This window comes from Streptomyces dysideae, from assembly GCF_001514305.1.
GTDB lineage: Bacteria > Actinomycetota > Actinomycetes > Streptomycetales > Streptomycetaceae > Streptomyces > Streptomyces dysideae.
The window spans coordinates 97,434-114,146 of record NZ_KQ949103.1 but is presented as its reverse complement, the minus strand read 5'-3'; the positions used below and the strand labels follow the sequence as shown (position 1 = coordinate 114,146).

13 protein-coding genes and 1 pseudogene are annotated in these 16,713 nt (G+C 69.9%); all 14 read left to right on the top strand.

What is annotated here, in order from left to right; all coding sequences use genetic code 11:
- Positions 1 to 11 precede the first annotated feature (11 nt).
- The 14 genes and pseudogenes from AQJ91_RS52680 (at position 12) to AQJ91_RS34770 (ending at position 16,481) form a co-directional block, all read left to right on the top strand.
- Positions 12 to 1,310, top strand: a complete 1,299-nt coding sequence (locus AQJ91_RS52680) for a homoserine dehydrogenase (RefSeq protein ID WP_067029660.1) — start codon at positions 12 to 14, stop codon at positions 1,308 to 1,310.
- Positions 1,311 to 1,316: 6 nt separating this feature from the next.
- Positions 1,317 to 2,375, top strand: a complete 1,059-nt coding sequence (thrC, locus tag AQJ91_RS52675) for a threonine synthase (protein WP_067029605.1) — start codon at positions 1,317 to 1,319, stop codon at positions 2,373 to 2,375.
- 266 nt (positions 2,376 to 2,641) lie between these two features.
- Positions 2,642 to 3,571: a homoserine kinase gene (thrB, locus tag AQJ91_RS34825; RefSeq protein WP_067029603.1), complete on the top strand. Its 930-nt coding sequence runs from the start codon at positions 2,642 to 2,644 to the stop codon at positions 3,569 to 3,571.
- A 411-nt stretch (positions 3,572 to 3,982) separates the two neighbouring features.
- Positions 3,983 to 6,073: a transcription termination factor Rho gene (gene rho / locus AQJ91_RS34820; RefSeq protein ID WP_067029601.1), complete on the top strand. Its 2,091-nt coding sequence runs from the start codon at positions 3,983 to 3,985 to the stop codon at positions 6,071 to 6,073.
- A gap of 163 nt (positions 6,074 to 6,236) precedes the next feature.
- The gene (locus AQJ91_RS34815) at positions 6,237 to 8,021 is read left to right on the top strand and encodes a trypsin-like serine protease (protein WP_067029658.1); all 1,785 of its coding nucleotides are present in this window, start codon (positions 6,237 to 6,239) and stop codon (positions 8,019 to 8,021) included.
- Positions 8,022 to 8,227: 206 nt separating this feature from the next.
- Complete coding sequence (locus AQJ91_RS34810) at positions 8,228 to 9,361, top strand: LCP family protein (RefSeq protein WP_067029599.1); 1,134 nt, start codon at positions 8,228 to 8,230, stop codon at positions 9,359 to 9,361.
- A 387-nt stretch (positions 9,362 to 9,748) separates the two neighbouring features.
- A complete protein-coding gene (gene rpmE / locus AQJ91_RS34805; RefSeq protein WP_067029597.1) occupies positions 9,749 to 9,970 on the top strand; it encodes a 50S ribosomal protein L31 in 222 nt (73 codons plus the stop codon).
- Between the two features lie 108 nt (positions 9,971 to 10,078).
- Positions 10,079 to 11,155, top strand: coding sequence for a peptide chain release factor 1 (prfA, locus tag AQJ91_RS34800; protein WP_067029596.1), 1,077 nt, complete (start codon positions 10,079 to 10,081; stop codon positions 11,153 to 11,155).
- A 39-nt stretch (positions 11,156 to 11,194) separates the two neighbouring features.
- A complete protein-coding gene (gene prmC / locus AQJ91_RS34795) occupies positions 11,195 to 12,040 on the top strand; it encodes a peptide chain release factor N(5)-glutamine methyltransferase (protein WP_067029595.1) in 846 nt (281 codons plus the stop codon).
- Between the two features lie 52 nt (positions 12,041 to 12,092).
- Positions 12,093 to 12,740, top strand: a complete 648-nt coding sequence (locus AQJ91_RS34790; RefSeq protein WP_067029594.1) for an L-threonylcarbamoyladenylate synthase — start codon at positions 12,093 to 12,095, stop codon at positions 12,738 to 12,740.
- On the top strand, positions 12,737 to 13,414 hold the full coding sequence (locus AQJ91_RS34785) for an arsenate reductase/protein-tyrosine-phosphatase family protein (RefSeq protein WP_067029593.1): 678 nt from the start codon (positions 12,737 to 12,739) through the stop codon (positions 13,412 to 13,414). Before AQJ91_RS34790 ends, AQJ91_RS34785 begins: the two co-directional genes overlap by 4 nt.
- 107 nt (positions 13,415 to 13,521) lie before the next feature.
- Positions 13,522 to 13,692, top strand: a pseudogene (locus AQJ91_RS56345) (protein-tyrosine-phosphatase); the annotation flags it as partial.
- Positions 13,693 to 13,764: 72 nt separating this feature from the next.
- A complete protein-coding gene (locus AQJ91_RS34775) occupies positions 13,765 to 15,003 on the top strand; it encodes a serine hydroxymethyltransferase (protein WP_067029588.1) in 1,239 nt (412 codons plus the stop codon).
- Positions 15,004 to 15,143: 140 nt separating this feature from the next.
- Positions 15,144 to 16,481: an MraY family glycosyltransferase gene (locus AQJ91_RS34770; RefSeq protein WP_067029586.1), complete on the top strand. Its 1,338-nt coding sequence runs from the start codon at positions 15,144 to 15,146 to the stop codon at positions 16,479 to 16,481.
- Positions 16,482 to 16,713 lie beyond the last annotated feature (232 nt).

Below are 16,713 nucleotides of genomic sequence, written 5' to 3'. Positions count from 1 at the left end.
GAGGTCGGATGATGCGTACGCGTCCGCTGAAGGTGGCGCTGCTGGGCTGTGGAGTGGTCGGCTCAGAGGTGGCGCGCATCATGACGACGCACGCCGACGACCTCGCCGCGCGCATCGGTGCCCCCGTCGAGCTGGCCGGTGTCGCCGTACGCCGGCCTTCCAAGGTGCGTGAGGGCATCGACCCGAGCCTCGTCACCACCGACGCCACCGCCCTCGTCAAACGCGGCGACATCGACGTAGTGGTGGAGGTCATCGGCGGTATCGAGCCCGCGCGCTCCCTCATCACCGCCGCCTTCGAACATGGCGCCTCCGTGGTCTCCGCGAACAAGGCGCTGCTCGCCCAGGACGGCGCCGCCCTGCACGCCGCCGCCGAGGAGCACGACACGGACCTCTACTACGAGGCCGCCGTCGCCGGCGCCATCCCGCTGATCCGCCCGCTGCGCGAGTCCCTCGCCGGCGACAAGGTCAACCGCGTGCTCGGCATCGTCAACGGGACCACGAACTTCATCCTCGACAAGATGGACTCAACGGGCGCCGGTTATCAGGAGGCCCTCGACGAGGCCACCGCCCTCGGGTACGCCGAAGCCGACCCGACCGCCGACGTCGAGGGCTTCGACGCCGCCGCCAAGGCCGCCATCCTCGCCGGAATCGCCTTCCACACGCGCGTGCGGCTCGACGACGTCTACCGCGAGGGCATGACCGAGGTCACGGCCGCCGACTTCGCCTCGGCGAAGGAGATGGGCTGCACCATCAAGCTGCTCGCCATCTGCGAGCGCGCCGAGGACGGTCAGTCGGTCACCGCGCGCGTGCACCCCGCCATGATTCCGCTGACCCACCCGCTTGCCTCCGTGCGCGGCGCGTACAACGCCGTGTTCGTGGAGTCCGACGCCTCCGGGCAGCTCATGTTCTACGGCCCCGGCGCGGGCGGTGCCCCGACCGCCTCGGCCGTGCTCGGCGACCTCGTCGCCGTCTGCCGCAACCGGCTCAGCGGGTCGACCGGGCCCGGCGAGTCGGCGTATGCCGCCCTGCCCGTCTCGCCGATGGGTGACGTCGTCACCCGCTACCACATCAGCCTCGACGTGGCCGACAAACCGGGCGTTCTCGCCCAGGTGGCGACCGTTTTCGCCGAGCACGGTGTCTCGATCGATACGGTTCGCCAGCAAGGACGACAAGACGGAGGCGGCGAGGCCTCTCTCGTCGTCGTCACCCATCGCGCGTCCGACGCCGCCCTGAACGGGACCGTCGAGGCGTTGCGCAAGCTCGACACCGTGCGGGGTGTCGCCAGCATCATGCGGGTTGAAGGAGAGTAACCAGCAATGACCCACCAGTGGCGCGGAATCATCGAGGAGTACCGGGACAGGCTGCCGGTCTCCGACACCACGCCGGTCGTGACGCTCCGCGAGGGCGGCACGCCCCTCGTGCCCGCGCAGGTGCTCTCCGAGCGCACGGGCTGCGAGGTCCACCTCAAGGTGGAGGGCGCGAACCCGACCGGGTCCTTCAAGGACCGCGGTATGACCATGGCCATCAGCAAGGCCAAGGAGGAGGGCGCGAAGGCGGTCATCTGCGCCTCCACCGGCAACACGTCGGCCTCCGCCGCCGCTTATGCCGTGCGCGCGGGCATGGTTTCGGCCGTTCTCGTCCCGCAGGGCAAGATCGCGCTCGGCAAGATGGGCCAGGCCCTCGTGCACGGCGCGAAGATCCTCCAGGTCGACGGCAACTTCGACGACTGCCTCACCCTGGCCCGCGCGCTGAGCGAGAACTACCCGGTGGCGCTGGTCAATTCGGTTAACCCGGTACGTATAGAGGGCCAGAAGACGGCCGCCTTCGAGATCGTTGACATGCTGGGCGACGCCCCGGACATCCACGTCCTGCCGGTCGGCAACGCGGGCAACATCACCGCGTACTGGAGGGGGTACAAGGAATACGCCGCCGACGGCGTGGCCGGAAAGACCCCCCGAATGTGGGGTTTCCAGGCCTCCGGCAGTGCCCCGATCGTGCGCGGCGAGGTCGTCAAGGACCCGTCGACCATCGCCACCGCCATCCGCATCGGCAACCCCGCCTCCTGGCAGTACGCCCTCGCGGCGCGGGACGAGTCCGGCGGCCTCATCGACGAGGTGACGGACCGTGAGATCCTGCGCGCCTACCGGCTGTTGGCCGCGCAGGAGGGCGTCTTCGTCGAGCCCGCCTCCGCCGCCTCCGTCGCCGGTCTGCTGAAGGCCGCCGAGCAGGGCAAGGTCGACCCGGGGCAGACCATCGTGTGCACCGTCACCGGCAACGGCCTCAAGGACCCCGACTGGGCCGTCGCGGGCGCCCCGCAGCCGGTCACCGTCCCGGTCGACGCGGTGACGGCGGCCGAGCGGCTCGGCCTCGTCTGATCCACACGGGGCAACCCCGACAGGGGGTGCACAGGGGGCTTACGACACGCATCGTGCGCCTCCTGTGCGCCCTATGTCGCCACAGAACCTTCCTTCGATAGGCTGTACTGAACCCGCCCGCCGCATATGCCTGAGCATGTGGCCGGGTGCCGCGCCGCCTCCGCGGCCCGGAAGCGGTCCCCGGGGGTCCCCAGTGGTCCTGTGGGTCCTCTCGTACGTATCGAATGTCTTCGACAATCACGCAGCTCAAGGAGAGTCATCGAGCGATGGCCGGTCCAGCGTTCCGCGCCGCCGCCGTCCGGGTGCGCGTCCCCGCCACCAGCGCCAACCTCGGCCCGGGCTTCGACGCCCTCGGCCTGTCGCTGGGGCTCTACGACGACGTCGTCGTCCGGGTGGCCGACTCCGGGCTGCACATCGACATCGCGGGTGAGGGCAGCGAGACCCTGCCGCGCGACGAGAAGCACCTCCTCGTACGCTCCCTGCGTACCGCCTTCGACCTGCTGGGCGGACAGCCGCGCGGCCTCGAGATCGTCTGCGCCAACCGCATCCCGCACGGCCGCGGCCTAGGCTCCTCGTCGGCCGCCATCTGCGCCGGCATCGTCGCAGCGCGCGCCGTGACCATAGGCGGCGAGTCCAGGCTCGACGACACGGCCCTGCTCGAGCTCGCGACCGAGATCGAGGGCCACCCCGACAACGTGGCGGCCTGTCTGCTCGGCGGCTTCACCCTCTCCTGGATGGAGAACGGCGCCGCGCGGGCGATCAGGATGGATCCCGCCGATTCCATCGTTCCGGTGGTTTTCGTGCCCGGAAAGCCGGTCCTCACCGAGACCGCGCGCGGCCTGCTCCCGCGCACCGTGCCGCACGTCGACGCCGCCACCAACGCGGGCCGTGCCGCCCTGCTCGTCGAGGCCCTGACCAGACGCCCCGAGCTGCTGCTGCCCGCCACTGAGGACCGTCTCCACCAGGAGTACCGCGCGCCGGCCATGCCGGAGAGCGCGGCGCTGGTGGAGCGGCTGCGGGCCGACGGAGTCCCGGCAGTCATCTCCGGCGCGGGACCGACGGTCCTCGCCCTGGTCGACACCGACAACGCCGACAAGGTGGCCCATCTGGCAGGCGACGACTGGGCCGCGAACCGGCTCGAACTCGACGCCCAGGGAGCGAGCGTGCTGCCGCTCGCGCCCTCCGGTGACATCTAGAAGCCGGCGGTTGCCGGATTTCGAGAGGGGGAATGTTTGTTGGATCCGGTAGTGTTAACCTCAAGTCTGCACCCGACCCCACCATGGCGAGGTGCTTCGTGTCCCCGTCCGGGACAGACATTCTTCCGGGAGCCTCCCAAGCCGCACTGTGTTTCGTACGACGTACGCGGGCAGTACCTCGTACGCGGGCACTGAGCGACTTGCCGGGCACGCTCCGGAACCGGTGCGACCAAGCCGCGTGACACAGACATTCCGTGTCACTGCTTTGGGAAGCGCCATCACCAGATATCTCTTCCGCCACATTGGCGGACCACCGCCCCGGCACGGTCCACAGAGCACGGACCGAAGCCGGACAGCACAACCGGTCGCCGAGCCAGACAGGCCGACGTCCGCTCCAGGGAAGGACCCTTCGTGAGCGACACCACCGATCTGATGGGCGCACGTGTCGAGGAGACCGCTGCCGCGCCCGCCACGGACGCCTCCGCGCCTGCCAGCGGTGCCGGCTCCCGGCGGCGCCGCGGTACCGGCCTCGAGGGCATGGTGCTGGCCGAACTGCAGCAGGTCGCATCGGGCCTGGGTATCAGGGGCACCGCGCGGATGCGCAAGAGCCAGCTGATCGAGGTCATCAAGGAGGCACAGGCCGGAGGCGGTGCCGCCCCGGCCAAGACCGAGCCCGCCGCCGAGACCAAGCCCAAGCGCCGCGCCACCTCCAAGGCTCGTACGGGCGAGGACGCCGAGAAGAAGGCGCCCAAGGCGGCTGAGGCCCCCGCCGATAAGGCCGTGGCCCAGCAGCAGATCGACATCCCCGGCCAGCCGGCTGGGGGCCCCTCCCGCGATGGGGGCACCTCCCGCGCGAGCGCAGCCGAGCGTGGGGGAGAAGCCGAGCGTGGGGGCGACGATGCCCCCGTGGAGCGTCGCCGTCGCCGCGCCACCGCCGACGCCGGGGCCCCCGCGGCCGCGCCGGAGACGGTCGCCGCCGAGGCCAAGAGTGAGCCGAAGGCCGAGACGCCGGTGCAGGCGCAGCCCCAGCAGGGCGAGGCCAAGGGCGACGCCGGTGACGGCGCCGAGGGCCGTCGCCGGGACCGCCGTGAGCGCGGCCGTGACCGCGGTGACCGCGCTGACCGCCGCAAGGGCGACGACCAGCAGGGCGGCGGCCGTCAGGACCGCCAGGACCGGCAGAGCCAGCAGCAGGGCGGCGGCGGTCGTCAGGACCGCCAGGACCGTCAGCAGCGGGACAACGGCCCGCAGGATGACGACGACTTCGAGGGCGGCCGCCGTGGCCGTCGCGGACGCTACCGCGACCGACGTGGCCGCCGTGGCCGCGACGAGATGGGCGGCCCCGAGCCGCAGCTCACCGAGGACGACGTCCTGATCCCGGTCGCGGGCATCCTCGACATCCTCGACAACTACGCCTTCATCCGCACGTCGGGCTACCTGCCGGGCCCCAACGACGTGTACGTCTCCCTCGCCCAGGTCCGCAAGAACGGCCTGCGCAAGGGCGACCACGTCACCGGTGCGGTCCGTCAGCCCAAGGAAGGCGAGCGCCGCGAGAAGTTCAACGCGCTGGTCCGCCTGGACTCCGTCAACGGCATGGCGCCCGAACACGGCCGTGGCCGCCCGGAGTTCAACAAGCTGACGCCGCTGTACCCGCAGGACCGCCTCCGTCTGGAGACGGACCCGGGCATCCTCACCACCCGCATCATCGACCTCGTCGCGCCGATCGGTAAGGGCCAGCGCGGTCTGATCGTGGCCCCGCCGAAGACCGGCAAGACCATGATCATGCAGGCGATCGCCAACGCGATCACGCACAACAACCCCGAGTGCCACCTGATGGTCGTCCTGGTCGACGAGCGTCCGGAAGAGGTCACCGACATGCAGCGGTCGGTCAAGGGCGAGGTCATCTCCTCGACCTTCGACCGCCCGGCCGAGGACCACACCACGGTCGCCGAGCTCGCCATTGAGCGTGCCAAGCGCCTTGTGGAGCTGGGCCACGACGTCGTCGTGCTGCTCGACTCGATCACGCGTCTGGGCCGTGCCTACAACCTGGCCGCGCCCGCTTCCGGCCGCATCCTGTCCGGTGGTGTCGACTCGACCGCCCTGTACCCGCCGAAGCGCTTCTTCGGTGCGGCCCGCAACATCGAGGACGGCGGCTCGCTGACCATCCTCGCCACCGCGCTGGTGGACACCGGGTCCCGCATGGACGAGGTCATCTTCGAGGAGTTCAAGGGCACGGGCAACGCCGAGCTCAAGCTCGACCGGAAGCTCGCCGACAAGCGCATCTTCCCGGCGGTGGACGTCGACGCGTCCGGTACCCGTAAGGAAGAGATCCTGCTCGGAAACGACGAGCTGGGCATCGTGTGGAAGCTGCGGCGGGTGCTGCACGCGCTCGACCAGCAGCAGGCGATCGAGCTGCTGCTCGACAAGATGCGGCAGACGAAGTCGAACGCCGAGTTCCTGCTGCAGATCCAGAAGTCGACGCCCACTCCGGGCAACGGCGACTGAGGCAAGAACAGCCGAAGGCCGTCCCCCGTCACATGTGTGACGGGGGACGGCCTTTTGGCGCAGATAGGGACGGGTGCATCGTGCGCCCCTTCTCATCTCTTGTCTCTATGGGGGGACTTCCTTGCCCACCGCCCTGCCCGGCAGCGGACGTCACAGACGCCGGATACGCCTTGCCCTGCCCGTCGCCGCCGCCGGAATCGCCGCGGCCGTCGCCGCCGCGCTGCTGACCTCCTCCGCAGACGCCACGACAGCGCCGCCGCAGCCCACCGTGAAGCCCGCCGTCAGCTCGCCCTCGCTCGCCGAGCTGGAGCGGCGCGTCGCGGGTGCCCTCGCCGGTGACGACACCGCGGGGAAGACGACCACGAAGTCGTCCTACAGCGCCACGACCAGCAGCAGCACCACCACCGTCGATCCGAAGATCATCGGCGGCAGCGAGACCACCATCACCTCGGCGCCCTGGATGGCCCAGCTCTGGTACTACGACGACCGGGGCACCACCGACGAGGGCGACGACCTCGGCTTCTTCTGCGGCGGCGCCGTCGTCGCGCCGACGAAGATCCTCACCGCCGCGCACTGCGTCAAGGGCTACGACTGGTACGCCAACGGCGCCATCCTGACCGGCACTTCGCAGCTGCCGACCAGTGACGAGGCCGGCAACACCGACCTGCACGGTGGCACCGTCACCGGTGTCTGGCGGCAGTGGAACCACCCGTCGTACAGCTCGGCGACCATCGACAACGACATCGCCGTCCTCACCCTGCCGGTCGCCGTCAAGGTCACGCCGATCCGCATGACGACGTCCGGCGACACCGCCTCGTACGCCGCCGGGACCAGCGCCAAGGTCTACGGCTGGGGCCGGACCAGCTCCACCAGTTCGGACATCTCCGAGACGCTGAAGACGGCCACGCTGCCCATCCAGTCCGACACGACCTGTGCCGGCTACTACGGCGGCGACTTCATCAAGGGCCACATGGTCTGCGCGGGCACCCCGGCCAGCGGCAGCGACACCGGTACGACCACCGCCTGCAACGGCGACTCCGGCGGCCCGCTCGTCGTCAACAACCGGATCGTCGGCGTCGTCTCCTGGGGTGTGCTGGACTGCGTGGAGCAGGGCGCGTACAGCGTCTTCGCCAAGGTCAGCACCTACGTCGGCGCCGCCTACCCGCGCGTCGACGACACCAACCTGAGCGGCGACCACAGGGCCGACCTGTGGGTGCGCAACGCCTCCACCAAGACGGGCTACGAGAAGGACTCCAAGGGCACCTCCTTCGGCGCCCGTCAGTCCTGGGGCAACTGGGGCGCCTACAACGTCGTCCTGCAGAGCGACTTCAACCGCGACGGCTACCAGGACCTGATCGCCCGGCGCAGCTCCGACGGCGACGTGTTCTGGATGCACTGGGTGCCCTCCAGCGGCTCCTGGGCGACCACCAAGATCCGCGACAACTGGAAGAGCCGCACCCGCATCGTCGCGCCCGGTGACGTCACCGGCGACTACCTCCCCGACCTGATGTCCGTGGACTCCAGTGGCCGGATGTGGATCTACAAGGGCACCGGCACGGGCTCCTTCTCGGGCCGCGCACAGGTCGGCACGGGCACGGGCTGGAACCAGTACAACTTCGTGGTCGGCCACGGCGACTTCACCGGCGACGGCAAGACCGACCTGATCGCGCGCAAGGGCAGCAACGGCTACGTCTACCTGTACAAGGGGAAGGGCAGTGCCTCGTCCCCCTTCTCCCCCCGGGTCAAGGTACGCACCTGGAGCAGCACGACGTACAACAAGGTCGACGCGGTCGGCGACATCACCGGTGACGGCAGGGCCGACTTCCTGGCCCGGAAGCCCGACGGCACGCTTTATCTGTACAAGGGCACCGGAAAGGCCACGAGCGAGATCTTTGCCACAAGGATCTCAGTCGGTACGGACTTCAAGCAGTACGACATCTGGGGCTGAATCCCCAGGTGAGCGGGGTACGCCCCGATTGAACCAGTGAGCACTGTGCCCACCGCCCCGCGCGGTGGGCACAGTGCGTCGTGCAACCCTTTGCCCGGTTTCCCCGTCTGACCGGACGGGGTGACGATGGTGGGGTTCGGGTCGTTTCGACCACGCCTGACCCTGAAAGCAGGGGGGTAACCGACCGGACGAGAACCGAGGAGCACATGTCCGCCGAGAGCACGCCGGAGCCCGGCACACCGGGCGGGACCGGCACCACGGGCCCGCGCCACCGCGCCAAGGGCCGCCGCAGCGAGCCCGGCGTCAAGCGCGGCAAGGGCCTGCTGGTCATGGCCTGGACGGCGGCCGGCATCGTCGTCCTCGGCGGCACCGGGGCCGGGTACCTGTACTTCAAGCTCAACGGCAACATCAAGAGCGTGAACATCGACCAGGCCCTCGGCACCGACCGGCCGGAGAAGGCCGACAACGGTTCGGAGAACATCCTCGTCCTCGGCTCCGACACCCGCTCCGGCAGCAACAAGGCGCTCGGCGGCGGCGCCGACGACGGCAGCGCCCGCTCCGACACCGCGATGGTCGTGCACGTCTACGAGGGCCACAAGAAGGCCAGCGTGGTCTCCATCCCGCGGGACACCCTGATCGACCGCCCCGAGTGCACCGACACCGACGGCGACACCCACGACGCCGCGTCCGGCGTGATGTTCAACTCCGCGTACACCACCGGCGGCGCCGCCTGTGCCGTGAAGACCGTCGAGTCCCTCTCCGGCATCCGCATGGACCACTATCTGGAGGTCGACTTCTCCGGCTTCCAGAAGCTCATCGACGAGCTCGGCGGCGTCCAGGTCACCACCACCAAGGACATCAGCGACCCCGACAGCCACCTCGACCTGAAGGCCGGCACGCATCAGCTGGACGGCGAGCAGGCCCTCGGCCTGGTCCGCACCCGGCACGGCGTCGGTGACGGCTCCGACCTCGGCCGCATCCAGCTCCAGCAGGCCTTCATCAAGGCGCTGCTCAACCAGGCCAAGGACATCGACCTCTTCGGCAACCCGAAGAAGCTCTACGACGTCGCCAGCACCGCCACCAAGGCCGTCACGACCGACTCCGACCTCGGCTCGGTCAACTCCCTCATGTCCTTCGCCAGCGGCCTCAAGGGCATCAGCGCCAAGAACATGACCATGGTCACGATGCCGGTCCAGTACGACCCGGCAGACCCGAACCGGGTCATGGTCGCCGAGGCGAAGGCCAAGCAGGTGTGGGAGGCATTGAAGGCGGACAAGGCGATCCCCAAGTCGGCCACCGAAGGCACGGCAACCGGTGACGCCAAGGGTGTGGTCAGCTAGTGCCCCGGCAGGCAACGTTCGCCCGTTGAGGAGCGGCGTCCGGTGCGTGCTCTCGGCGTGCCGGGTACAGGCCCTCGTACTGGACGTACTTGGGTTTGTGCCCGGTGCGGCGAGTGGGGGGCACCTCCCACGCCCTTAAGGCAGTGGGGGAGCGTGCCGGATGCCGCGACGGGGCGAATGTTGCCTGTTGGGGCACTGGGGGGTGTATCGATATGCGGCTCCGCCGCGTCGGCGCGACATGCCCAGGACGACCCGCAGGGAATACTCGGCAGCAACCCCCGGTTTTGGGGGATGGCCCCAGTCCTGGCAGACTGGTACGTCGGCTCCGGTTCACGCCTCCGCATCCCGCGGCAGCGACCCGGCGCCCTCCCGAAACTAGGAGACACCTTGAAGCGCGACATCCACCCCGAGTACGTCGAGACGCAGGTCAGCTGCACCTGTGGCGCCTCGTTCACCACCCGTAGCACGATCGAGAGCGGCAGCATCCGCGCCGAGGTCTGCTCCGAGTGCCACCCGTTCTACACGGGCAAGCAGAAGATCCTCGACACCGGTGGCCGTGTGGCCCGCTTCGAGGCCCGCTTCGGCAAGGCCGCCGGCTCCAAGAAGTAGCGAGCCCCATTTCGCCGGTCCACGGTCGCGTCCCCGTCCGGGGTGCACCGGGACCGGCGTTTTTGGTCGCCCGCCCTTCCCCTCACCCGCAGTATCAGGAGCCCCAAGATGTTCGAGGCCGTCGAGGAACTCGTCGCCGAGCACGCCGACCTGGAGAAGAAGCTCGCCGACCCGTCGGTCCACGCCGACCAGGCCAACGCGCGCAAGCTGAACAAGCGCTACGCCGAGCTCACCCCGATCGTCGCCACGTACCGCTCCTGGAAGCAGACGGGCGACGACATCGAGACCGCGCGCGAATTCGCCGCCGACGACCCGGACTTCATCGCCGAGGTCAAGGACCTGGAGAAGCAGCGCGAGGAGCTGACGGAGAAGCTGCGCCTCCTTCTCGTCCCGCGTGACCCCAGCGACGACAAGGACGTCATCCTCGAGATCAAGGCGGGCGCCGGCGGCGACGAGTCCGCCCTGTTCGCCGGTGACCTGCTGCGCATGTACCTGCGGTACGCGGAGCGCGTCGGCTGGAAGACCGAGATCATCGACGCCACCGAGTCCGAGCTGGGCGGCTACAAGGACGTCCAGGTCGCCGTGAAGACCAAGGGCGGCCAGGGCGCCACCGAGCCCGGGCAGGGAGTCTGGGCCCGGCTGAAGTACGAGGGCGGCGTGCACCGCGTGCAGCGCGTGCCGGCGACCGAGTCGCAGGGCCGTATCCACACCTCCGCGGCCGGTGTGCTGGTCACGCCGGAGGCCGAGGAGGTCGACGTCGAGATCAACCCGAACGACCTCCGGATCGACGTGTACCGGTCGTCCGGCCCCGGCGGCCAGTCCGTCAACACCACCGACTCCGCCGTGCGCATCACGCACATTCCCACCGGAGTCGTCGCCTCCTGCCAGAACGAGAAGAGCCAGCTGCAGAACAAGGAGCAGGCACTGCGTATCCTGCGCTCCAGGCTGCTCGCCGCGGCGCAGGAGGAGGCGGAGAAGGAAGCCGCCGACGCCCGCCGCAGCCAGGTCCGCACCGTCGACCGCTCCGAGAAGATCCGCACGTACAACTTCCCGGAGAATCGCCTCTCGGACCACCGCGTCGGCTTCAAGGCGTACAACCTGGACCAGGTCCTGGACGGCGACCTCGACGCGGTGATCCAGGCCTGCGTCGACGCGGACTCGGCAGCGAAGCTGGCAGCCGCGTAAGGCACGTAAGCACGGACGAGTACGACACGGAGGACTTGCGTGAACCTGCTGCTCGCAGAGGTGGCTCAAGCCACGCAGCGGCTGGCCGACGCCGGCGTGCCCTCGCCGCGCAACGACGCGGAGGAGCTCGCCGCGTTCGTGCACGGCGTGAAGCGGGGCGAGCTGCACTCCGTGAAGGACTCGGACTTCGACGCCCGGTACTGGGAGGTCATCGCCCGCCGTGAGCAGCGTGAGCCGCTGCAGCACATCACCGGCCGGGCGTACTTCCGCTACCTCGAACTCCAAGTCGGGCCGGGCGTGTTCGTGCCGCGGCCCGAGACCGAGTCCGTGGTCGGCTGGGCCATAGACGCCGTGCGCGCCATGGACGTCGTGGAGCCCTGCATCGTCGACCTGTGCACCGGCTCCGGCGCCATCGCGCTCGCCCTCGCCCAGGAGGTCCCGCGCTCCCGCGTGCACGCCGTGGAGCTGTCCGAGGACGCCCTCCAGTGGACCCGCAAGAACGTCGCCGGGTCCAGGGTCGACCTGCGTCAGGGCAACGCCCTGGACGCCTTCCACGACCTCGACGGCCAGGTCGACCTGGTCATCTCCAACCCGCCGTACATCCCGCTCACCGAATGGGAGTACGTCGCTCCCGAGGCGCGGGACTACGACCCCGAACTCGCCCTGTTCTCCGGCGAGGACGGCTTGGACCTCATCCGCGGCCTGGAACGCACCGCACACCGACTGCTCCGCCCCGGCGGCGTCGTCGTCATCGAGCACGCGGACACACAGGGCGGCCAGGTGCCGTGGATCTTCACCGAGGAGCGGGGCTGGGCCGACGCGGCCGACCACCCCGACCTCAACAAGCGCCCGCGCTTCGCGACCGCCCGCAGGGCGATGCCGTGAGCACCCCAGAGACTGTTCACCGGAAGTACGTGTACGAGGAGGCCCGCTAGATATGGCACGGCGATACGACACCAACGACGCGACCGACCGCACGACCGGTCTGCGTGAGGCCGCGTCCGCCGTCCGCCGTGGCGAGCTCGTGGTCCTCCCGACCGACACGGTGTACGGCGTCGGCGCCGACGCGTTCTCCGCGGAGGCCGTGGGCGATCTGCTGGAGGCCAAGGGCCGGGGCCGCACCATGCCCACCCCTGTCCTCATCGGCTCCCCGAACACCCTGCACGGCCTCGTCACGGACTTCTCCGAGCTGGCCTGGGAGCTCGTCGACGCGTTCTGGCCGGGCGCGCTGACGCTGGTCGCCAAGCACCAGCCGTCCCTGCAGTGGGACCTGGGCGACACCCGGGGCACGGTGGCCGTGCGCATGCCGCTGCACCCGGTGGCGATCGAACTGCTCACGGAGGTGGGCCCGATGGCGGTCTCCTCGGCGAACCTCACGGGCCACCCCGCCCCCGAGGACTGCGACGCGGCCCAGGAGATGCTCGGCGACTCGGTCTCGGTCTACCTGGACGGCGGCCCGACGCCCGGCATCGTCCCGTCGTCGATCGTCGACGTCACGCGCGAGATCCCGCTCCTCCTCCGTGCGGGCGCCATCTCCGCGGACGAGCTGCGGAAGGTCGTACCCGACCTCGAGGTGGCGAATTGACGGCCCCTGACGCGGGGCGTGGCATAGGCAACGGGGAAGAGACGGGAGACCTGTTTGAACACGGCCTCCCTCGAGACAGCTTCCGCATCCTCCACGTCAGCACCGGCAACGTGTGCCGCTCGCCGATCACCGAGCGGTTGACCCGTCATGCCCTGGCGGACCGGCTCGGCGACCCGCTGTGGGGCGGACTGATCGTGGAGAGCGCGGGCACCTGGGGCCACGAGGGCGCGCCCATGGAGGCCAACGCGGAGACGGTCCTCGCCGACTTCGGCGCGGACGCCTCCGGCTTCACCGGCCGGGAACTGCTGGACGAACACGTGATCATGGCCGACCTGGTCCTCACCGCGACCCGCGACCACCGAGCCCAGGTCATCTCCATGGGCCACTCGGCGGGCCTGCGCACCTTCACCCTCAAGGAGTTCACCCGCCTGGTGAAGGCCATAGACTCCGCGACCCTGCCGCCCCTGGAGGACGGAGTGGTCCCACGCGCGCGTGCGTTGGTTCGTGCGGCGGCGGCTCTACGCGGGTGGCTGTTGGCGCCGACGGCGGAGGCGGACGAGGTGTATGACCCGTATGGGGCGCCGTTGACGTTTTTCCGTTCGGTGGGGGACGAGATACAGCAGGCGGTGGATCCGGTGGTGACGGCGCTGACGGGGGTGCCTGCGCGTACGTGACGCGGGCGGGACATGAGTCGGCGGACGGAGTCCGCCGCAGCGGCTCGCTGCCCGGGAGGCCCGGCAGGGCCGAGCGGTGCGAGAGCCGCGTCGGGGATAGGGCCTCCGCGACCCTGCCGCCCCTGGAGGACGGCGTGGTCCCACGCGCGCGTGCGTTGGTTCGTGCGGCGGCGGCTCTACGCGGGTGGCTGTTGGCGCCGACGGCGGAGGCGGACGAGATGCAGCAGGCGGTGGATCCGGTGGTGACGGCGCTCACCGGAGTACCTGCGAGGGCGTAACAACCGAGCACCCCACGGGCACCGGGCCTACATTGGACGTACGTCACCGTCGACGCACGCCCGGAGCCCATCATGTCGGTCACCCATACCATCGAGGCCGATGTCCTGCGCCGGCAGGACCCCGAGCTGGCCGAGATCCTGCTCGGTGAGCGCGACCGGCAGTCGACGTCGCTCCAGCTCATCGCCGCCGAGAACTTCACCTCGCCGGCCGTGCTGGCCGCGCTGGGGTCGCCGCTCGCCAACAAGTACGCCGAGGGCTATCCGGGCGCCCGGCACCACGGCGGGTGCGAGATCGTCGACGTCGCCGAACGGGTCGCCGTGGACCGCGCCAAGGCGCTGTTCGGGGCCGAGCACGCCAACGTACAGCCCCATTCGGGGTCGTCGGCCGTGCTGGCCGCGTACGCCGCGCTCCTGCGCCCCGGGGACACCGTCCTCGCACTGGGGCTGCCGTACGGTGGACACCTCACGCACGGGTCGCCCGCCAACTTCTCCGGCCGCTGGTTCGACTTCGTCGGGTACGGCGTCGACGCCGAGACCGGCCTCCTCGACTACGACCAGGCCCACACGCTGGCGCTCACGCACCGGCCCAAGGCGATCGTGTGCGGGTCCATCGCCTACCCCCGGCACATCGACTACGCCTTCTTCCGCGGACTCGCGGACGAGGTCGGGGCGTACCTCATCGCCGACGCCGCCCATCCCATCGGGCTTGTCGCCGGGGGAGCGGCGCCGAGTCCCGTGCCGTACGCCGACGTCGTCTGCGCGACGACGCACAAGGTGCTGCGCGGGCCGCGCGGCGGCATGATCCTGTGTGGCGCGGATCTCGCCGAGCGCGTCGACCGGGCCGTCTTCCCGTTCACCCAGGGCGGTGCGCAGATGCACACCATCGCCGCCAAGGCCGTCGCGTTCGGCGAGGCGGCAACACCGGCCTTCACGGCGTACGCCCATCAGGTGGTCGCCAACGCACGGGTGCTGGCGGCCGGGCTGGCCGCCGAGGGGCTCGTCGTCACCACCGGCGGCACCGACACACACCTGCTCACCGCCGACCCGGCGCCGCTCGGCGTCGACGGCCGTACCGCACGCGGCCGGCTCGCGGCGGCCGGCCTGGTCCTGGACTGCTGCGCCCTGCCGCACGGCGACTCCCGCGGCCTGCGGCTCGGCACGGCGGCCGTGACCACGCAGGGCATGGGGGAGGAGGAGACGGCCTGGATCGCCGCCCTGCTCGCGGGCGTGCTGCGGGGCGAGACCGATCACCAGAAGGCGCGTGAAGAAGTGCGGGAGCTGACCGGTAGATTTCCGCCGTATCCCGGCTGAGGCGGGGTAGACGCGACTGCGTACACAGCCACGCGTGCAACTATCGTCGCTACCCGGTAGTCCCCACACATATGCGTCACGTACGAGTCCGTCGCTAGGGTGTGGGGCTGACATGGCCAGCGAGACCTGTGGGGAAGCCCGTGCGTGAATACCTGCTGACGCTCTGCATCACGGCCGCGGTGACGTATCTGCTGACAGGGCCGGTACGTAAGTTCGCGATCGTGGCCGGAGCGATGCCGGAGATCCGGGCGCGCGACGTGCACCGCGAACCCACTCCGCGGCTCGGCGGTATCGCGATGTTCTTCGGCCTGTGCGCGGGCCTGCTGGTCGCCGACCATCTCACCAACCTCAGCGCGGTCTTCGAGAAGTCCAACGAACCGAGAGCGCTGCTCTCCGGAGCGGCGCTGATCTGGCTGATCGGTGTCCTGGACGACAAGTTCGAGATCGACGCCCTGATCAAGCTGGGCGGCCAGATGATCGCCGCCGGCGTCATGGTCATGCAGGGTCTGACGATCCTGTGGCTGCCGATTCCGGGCTTCGGCTCGGTCGCGCTGACCCAGGGGCAGGGCACCCTGCTGACGGTCGCGCTGGTCGTCATCACCATCAACGCGGTCAACTTCGTCGACGGCCTGGACGGCCTCGCGGCCGGCATGGTGTGCATCGCGTCGACCGCGTTCTTCCTGTACGCCTACCGGATCTGGTACTCGTACGGCATCGAGGCCGCCGCCCCGGCCACCCTGTTCGCGGCGATCCTGATGGGCATGTGCCTGGGCTTCCTGCCGCACAACATTCACCCGGCGCGGATCTTCATGGGCGACTCCGGCTCGATGCTGATCGGCCTGGTCCTGGCCGCGGGCGCCATCTCGATCACCGGCCAGATCGACCCGGACGCGCTGAACCTGTACGCGGGCTCCGAGAAGGAGGCCGTGCACCAGACGGTCCCCGTCTACATCCCGCTGCTGCTGCCGCTGACGATCATCGCGGTGCCGGCCGCCGACCTGGTGCTGGCGATCGTGCGCCGCACCTGGCGCGGCCAGTCGCCGTTCGCTGCGGACCGGGGCCACCTGCACCACCGGCTGCTGGAGATCGGCCACTCGCACAGCCGGGCCGTGCTGATCATGTACTTCTGGTCGGCGCTGATCGGGTTCGGCTCGCTCGCGTACTCCGTCAACTCGGCTTCCATGTGGATCGTGCTGAGCGTCGTGTTCCTCAGCGCGATCGGCCTGGTACTGCTCCTGCTGCCGCGCTTCACGCCGCGTGCCCCGCGGTGGGCCGAGGCCTTCGTGCCGCCGCGCTACCGCCGCAGCAAGGTCGTCGCCAGCGTCACCGAGCCGGAGTCCGGGCCGGAGGCCGAGGCCGAGTCCGAGGCCGAGGAATCCGGGCACGAGCCCGCACCCGAAACCCGCACGCCGGTCGCCGCCGGTGTGGCGCGCGTCAACGGCGCGACCGCGCTGGGTGCCCGATCACAGTCAAGGTAAGAATCTGACGAGAGCATTGCCAAACCGTGGGGGAACGAAGCGGCCTAATACCAGACAAGAAGGCCGCTTTCCTGCACAGGCGCGCACTGTCACTCTCATGTGTGACGTCGAGCACACCAAGTAGGTAAAGACCTCATCAAATAGTTTGTGATACGGTTCACGAGAACCCCCGGATAGAGCCGAAGGACCGCAGTGCGACGGTCCGTTGGTGTGAGGTCTTCACTCTCGTCCC

Excerpts from the sequence above, each read along its gene's own strand:
- AQJ91_RS52680 (WP_067029660.1), top strand. The coding sequence starts at position 12 with ATGCGTACGCGTCCGCTGAAGGTGGCGCTGCTGGGCTGTGGAGTGGTC.
- thrC (WP_067029605.1), top strand. The coding sequence starts at position 1,317 with ATGACCCACCAGTGGCGCGGAATCATCGAGGAGTACCGGGACAGGCTG.
- thrB (WP_067029603.1), top strand. The coding sequence starts at position 2,642 with ATGGCCGGTCCAGCGTTCCGCGCCGCCGCCGTCCGGGTGCGCGTCCCC.
- AQJ91_RS34810 (WP_067029599.1), top strand. The coding sequence starts at position 8,228 with ATGTCCGCCGAGAGCACGCCGGAGCCCGGCACACCGGGCGGGACCGGC.
- prfA (WP_067029596.1), top strand. The coding sequence starts at position 10,079 with ATGTTCGAGGCCGTCGAGGAACTCGTCGCCGAGCACGCCGACCTGGAG.
- AQJ91_RS34790 (WP_067029594.1), top strand. The coding sequence starts at position 12,093 with ATGGCACGGCGATACGACACCAACGACGCGACCGACCGCACGACCGGT.
- AQJ91_RS34775 (WP_067029588.1), top strand. The coding sequence starts at position 13,765 with ATGTCGGTCACCCATACCATCGAGGCCGATGTCCTGCGCCGGCAGGAC.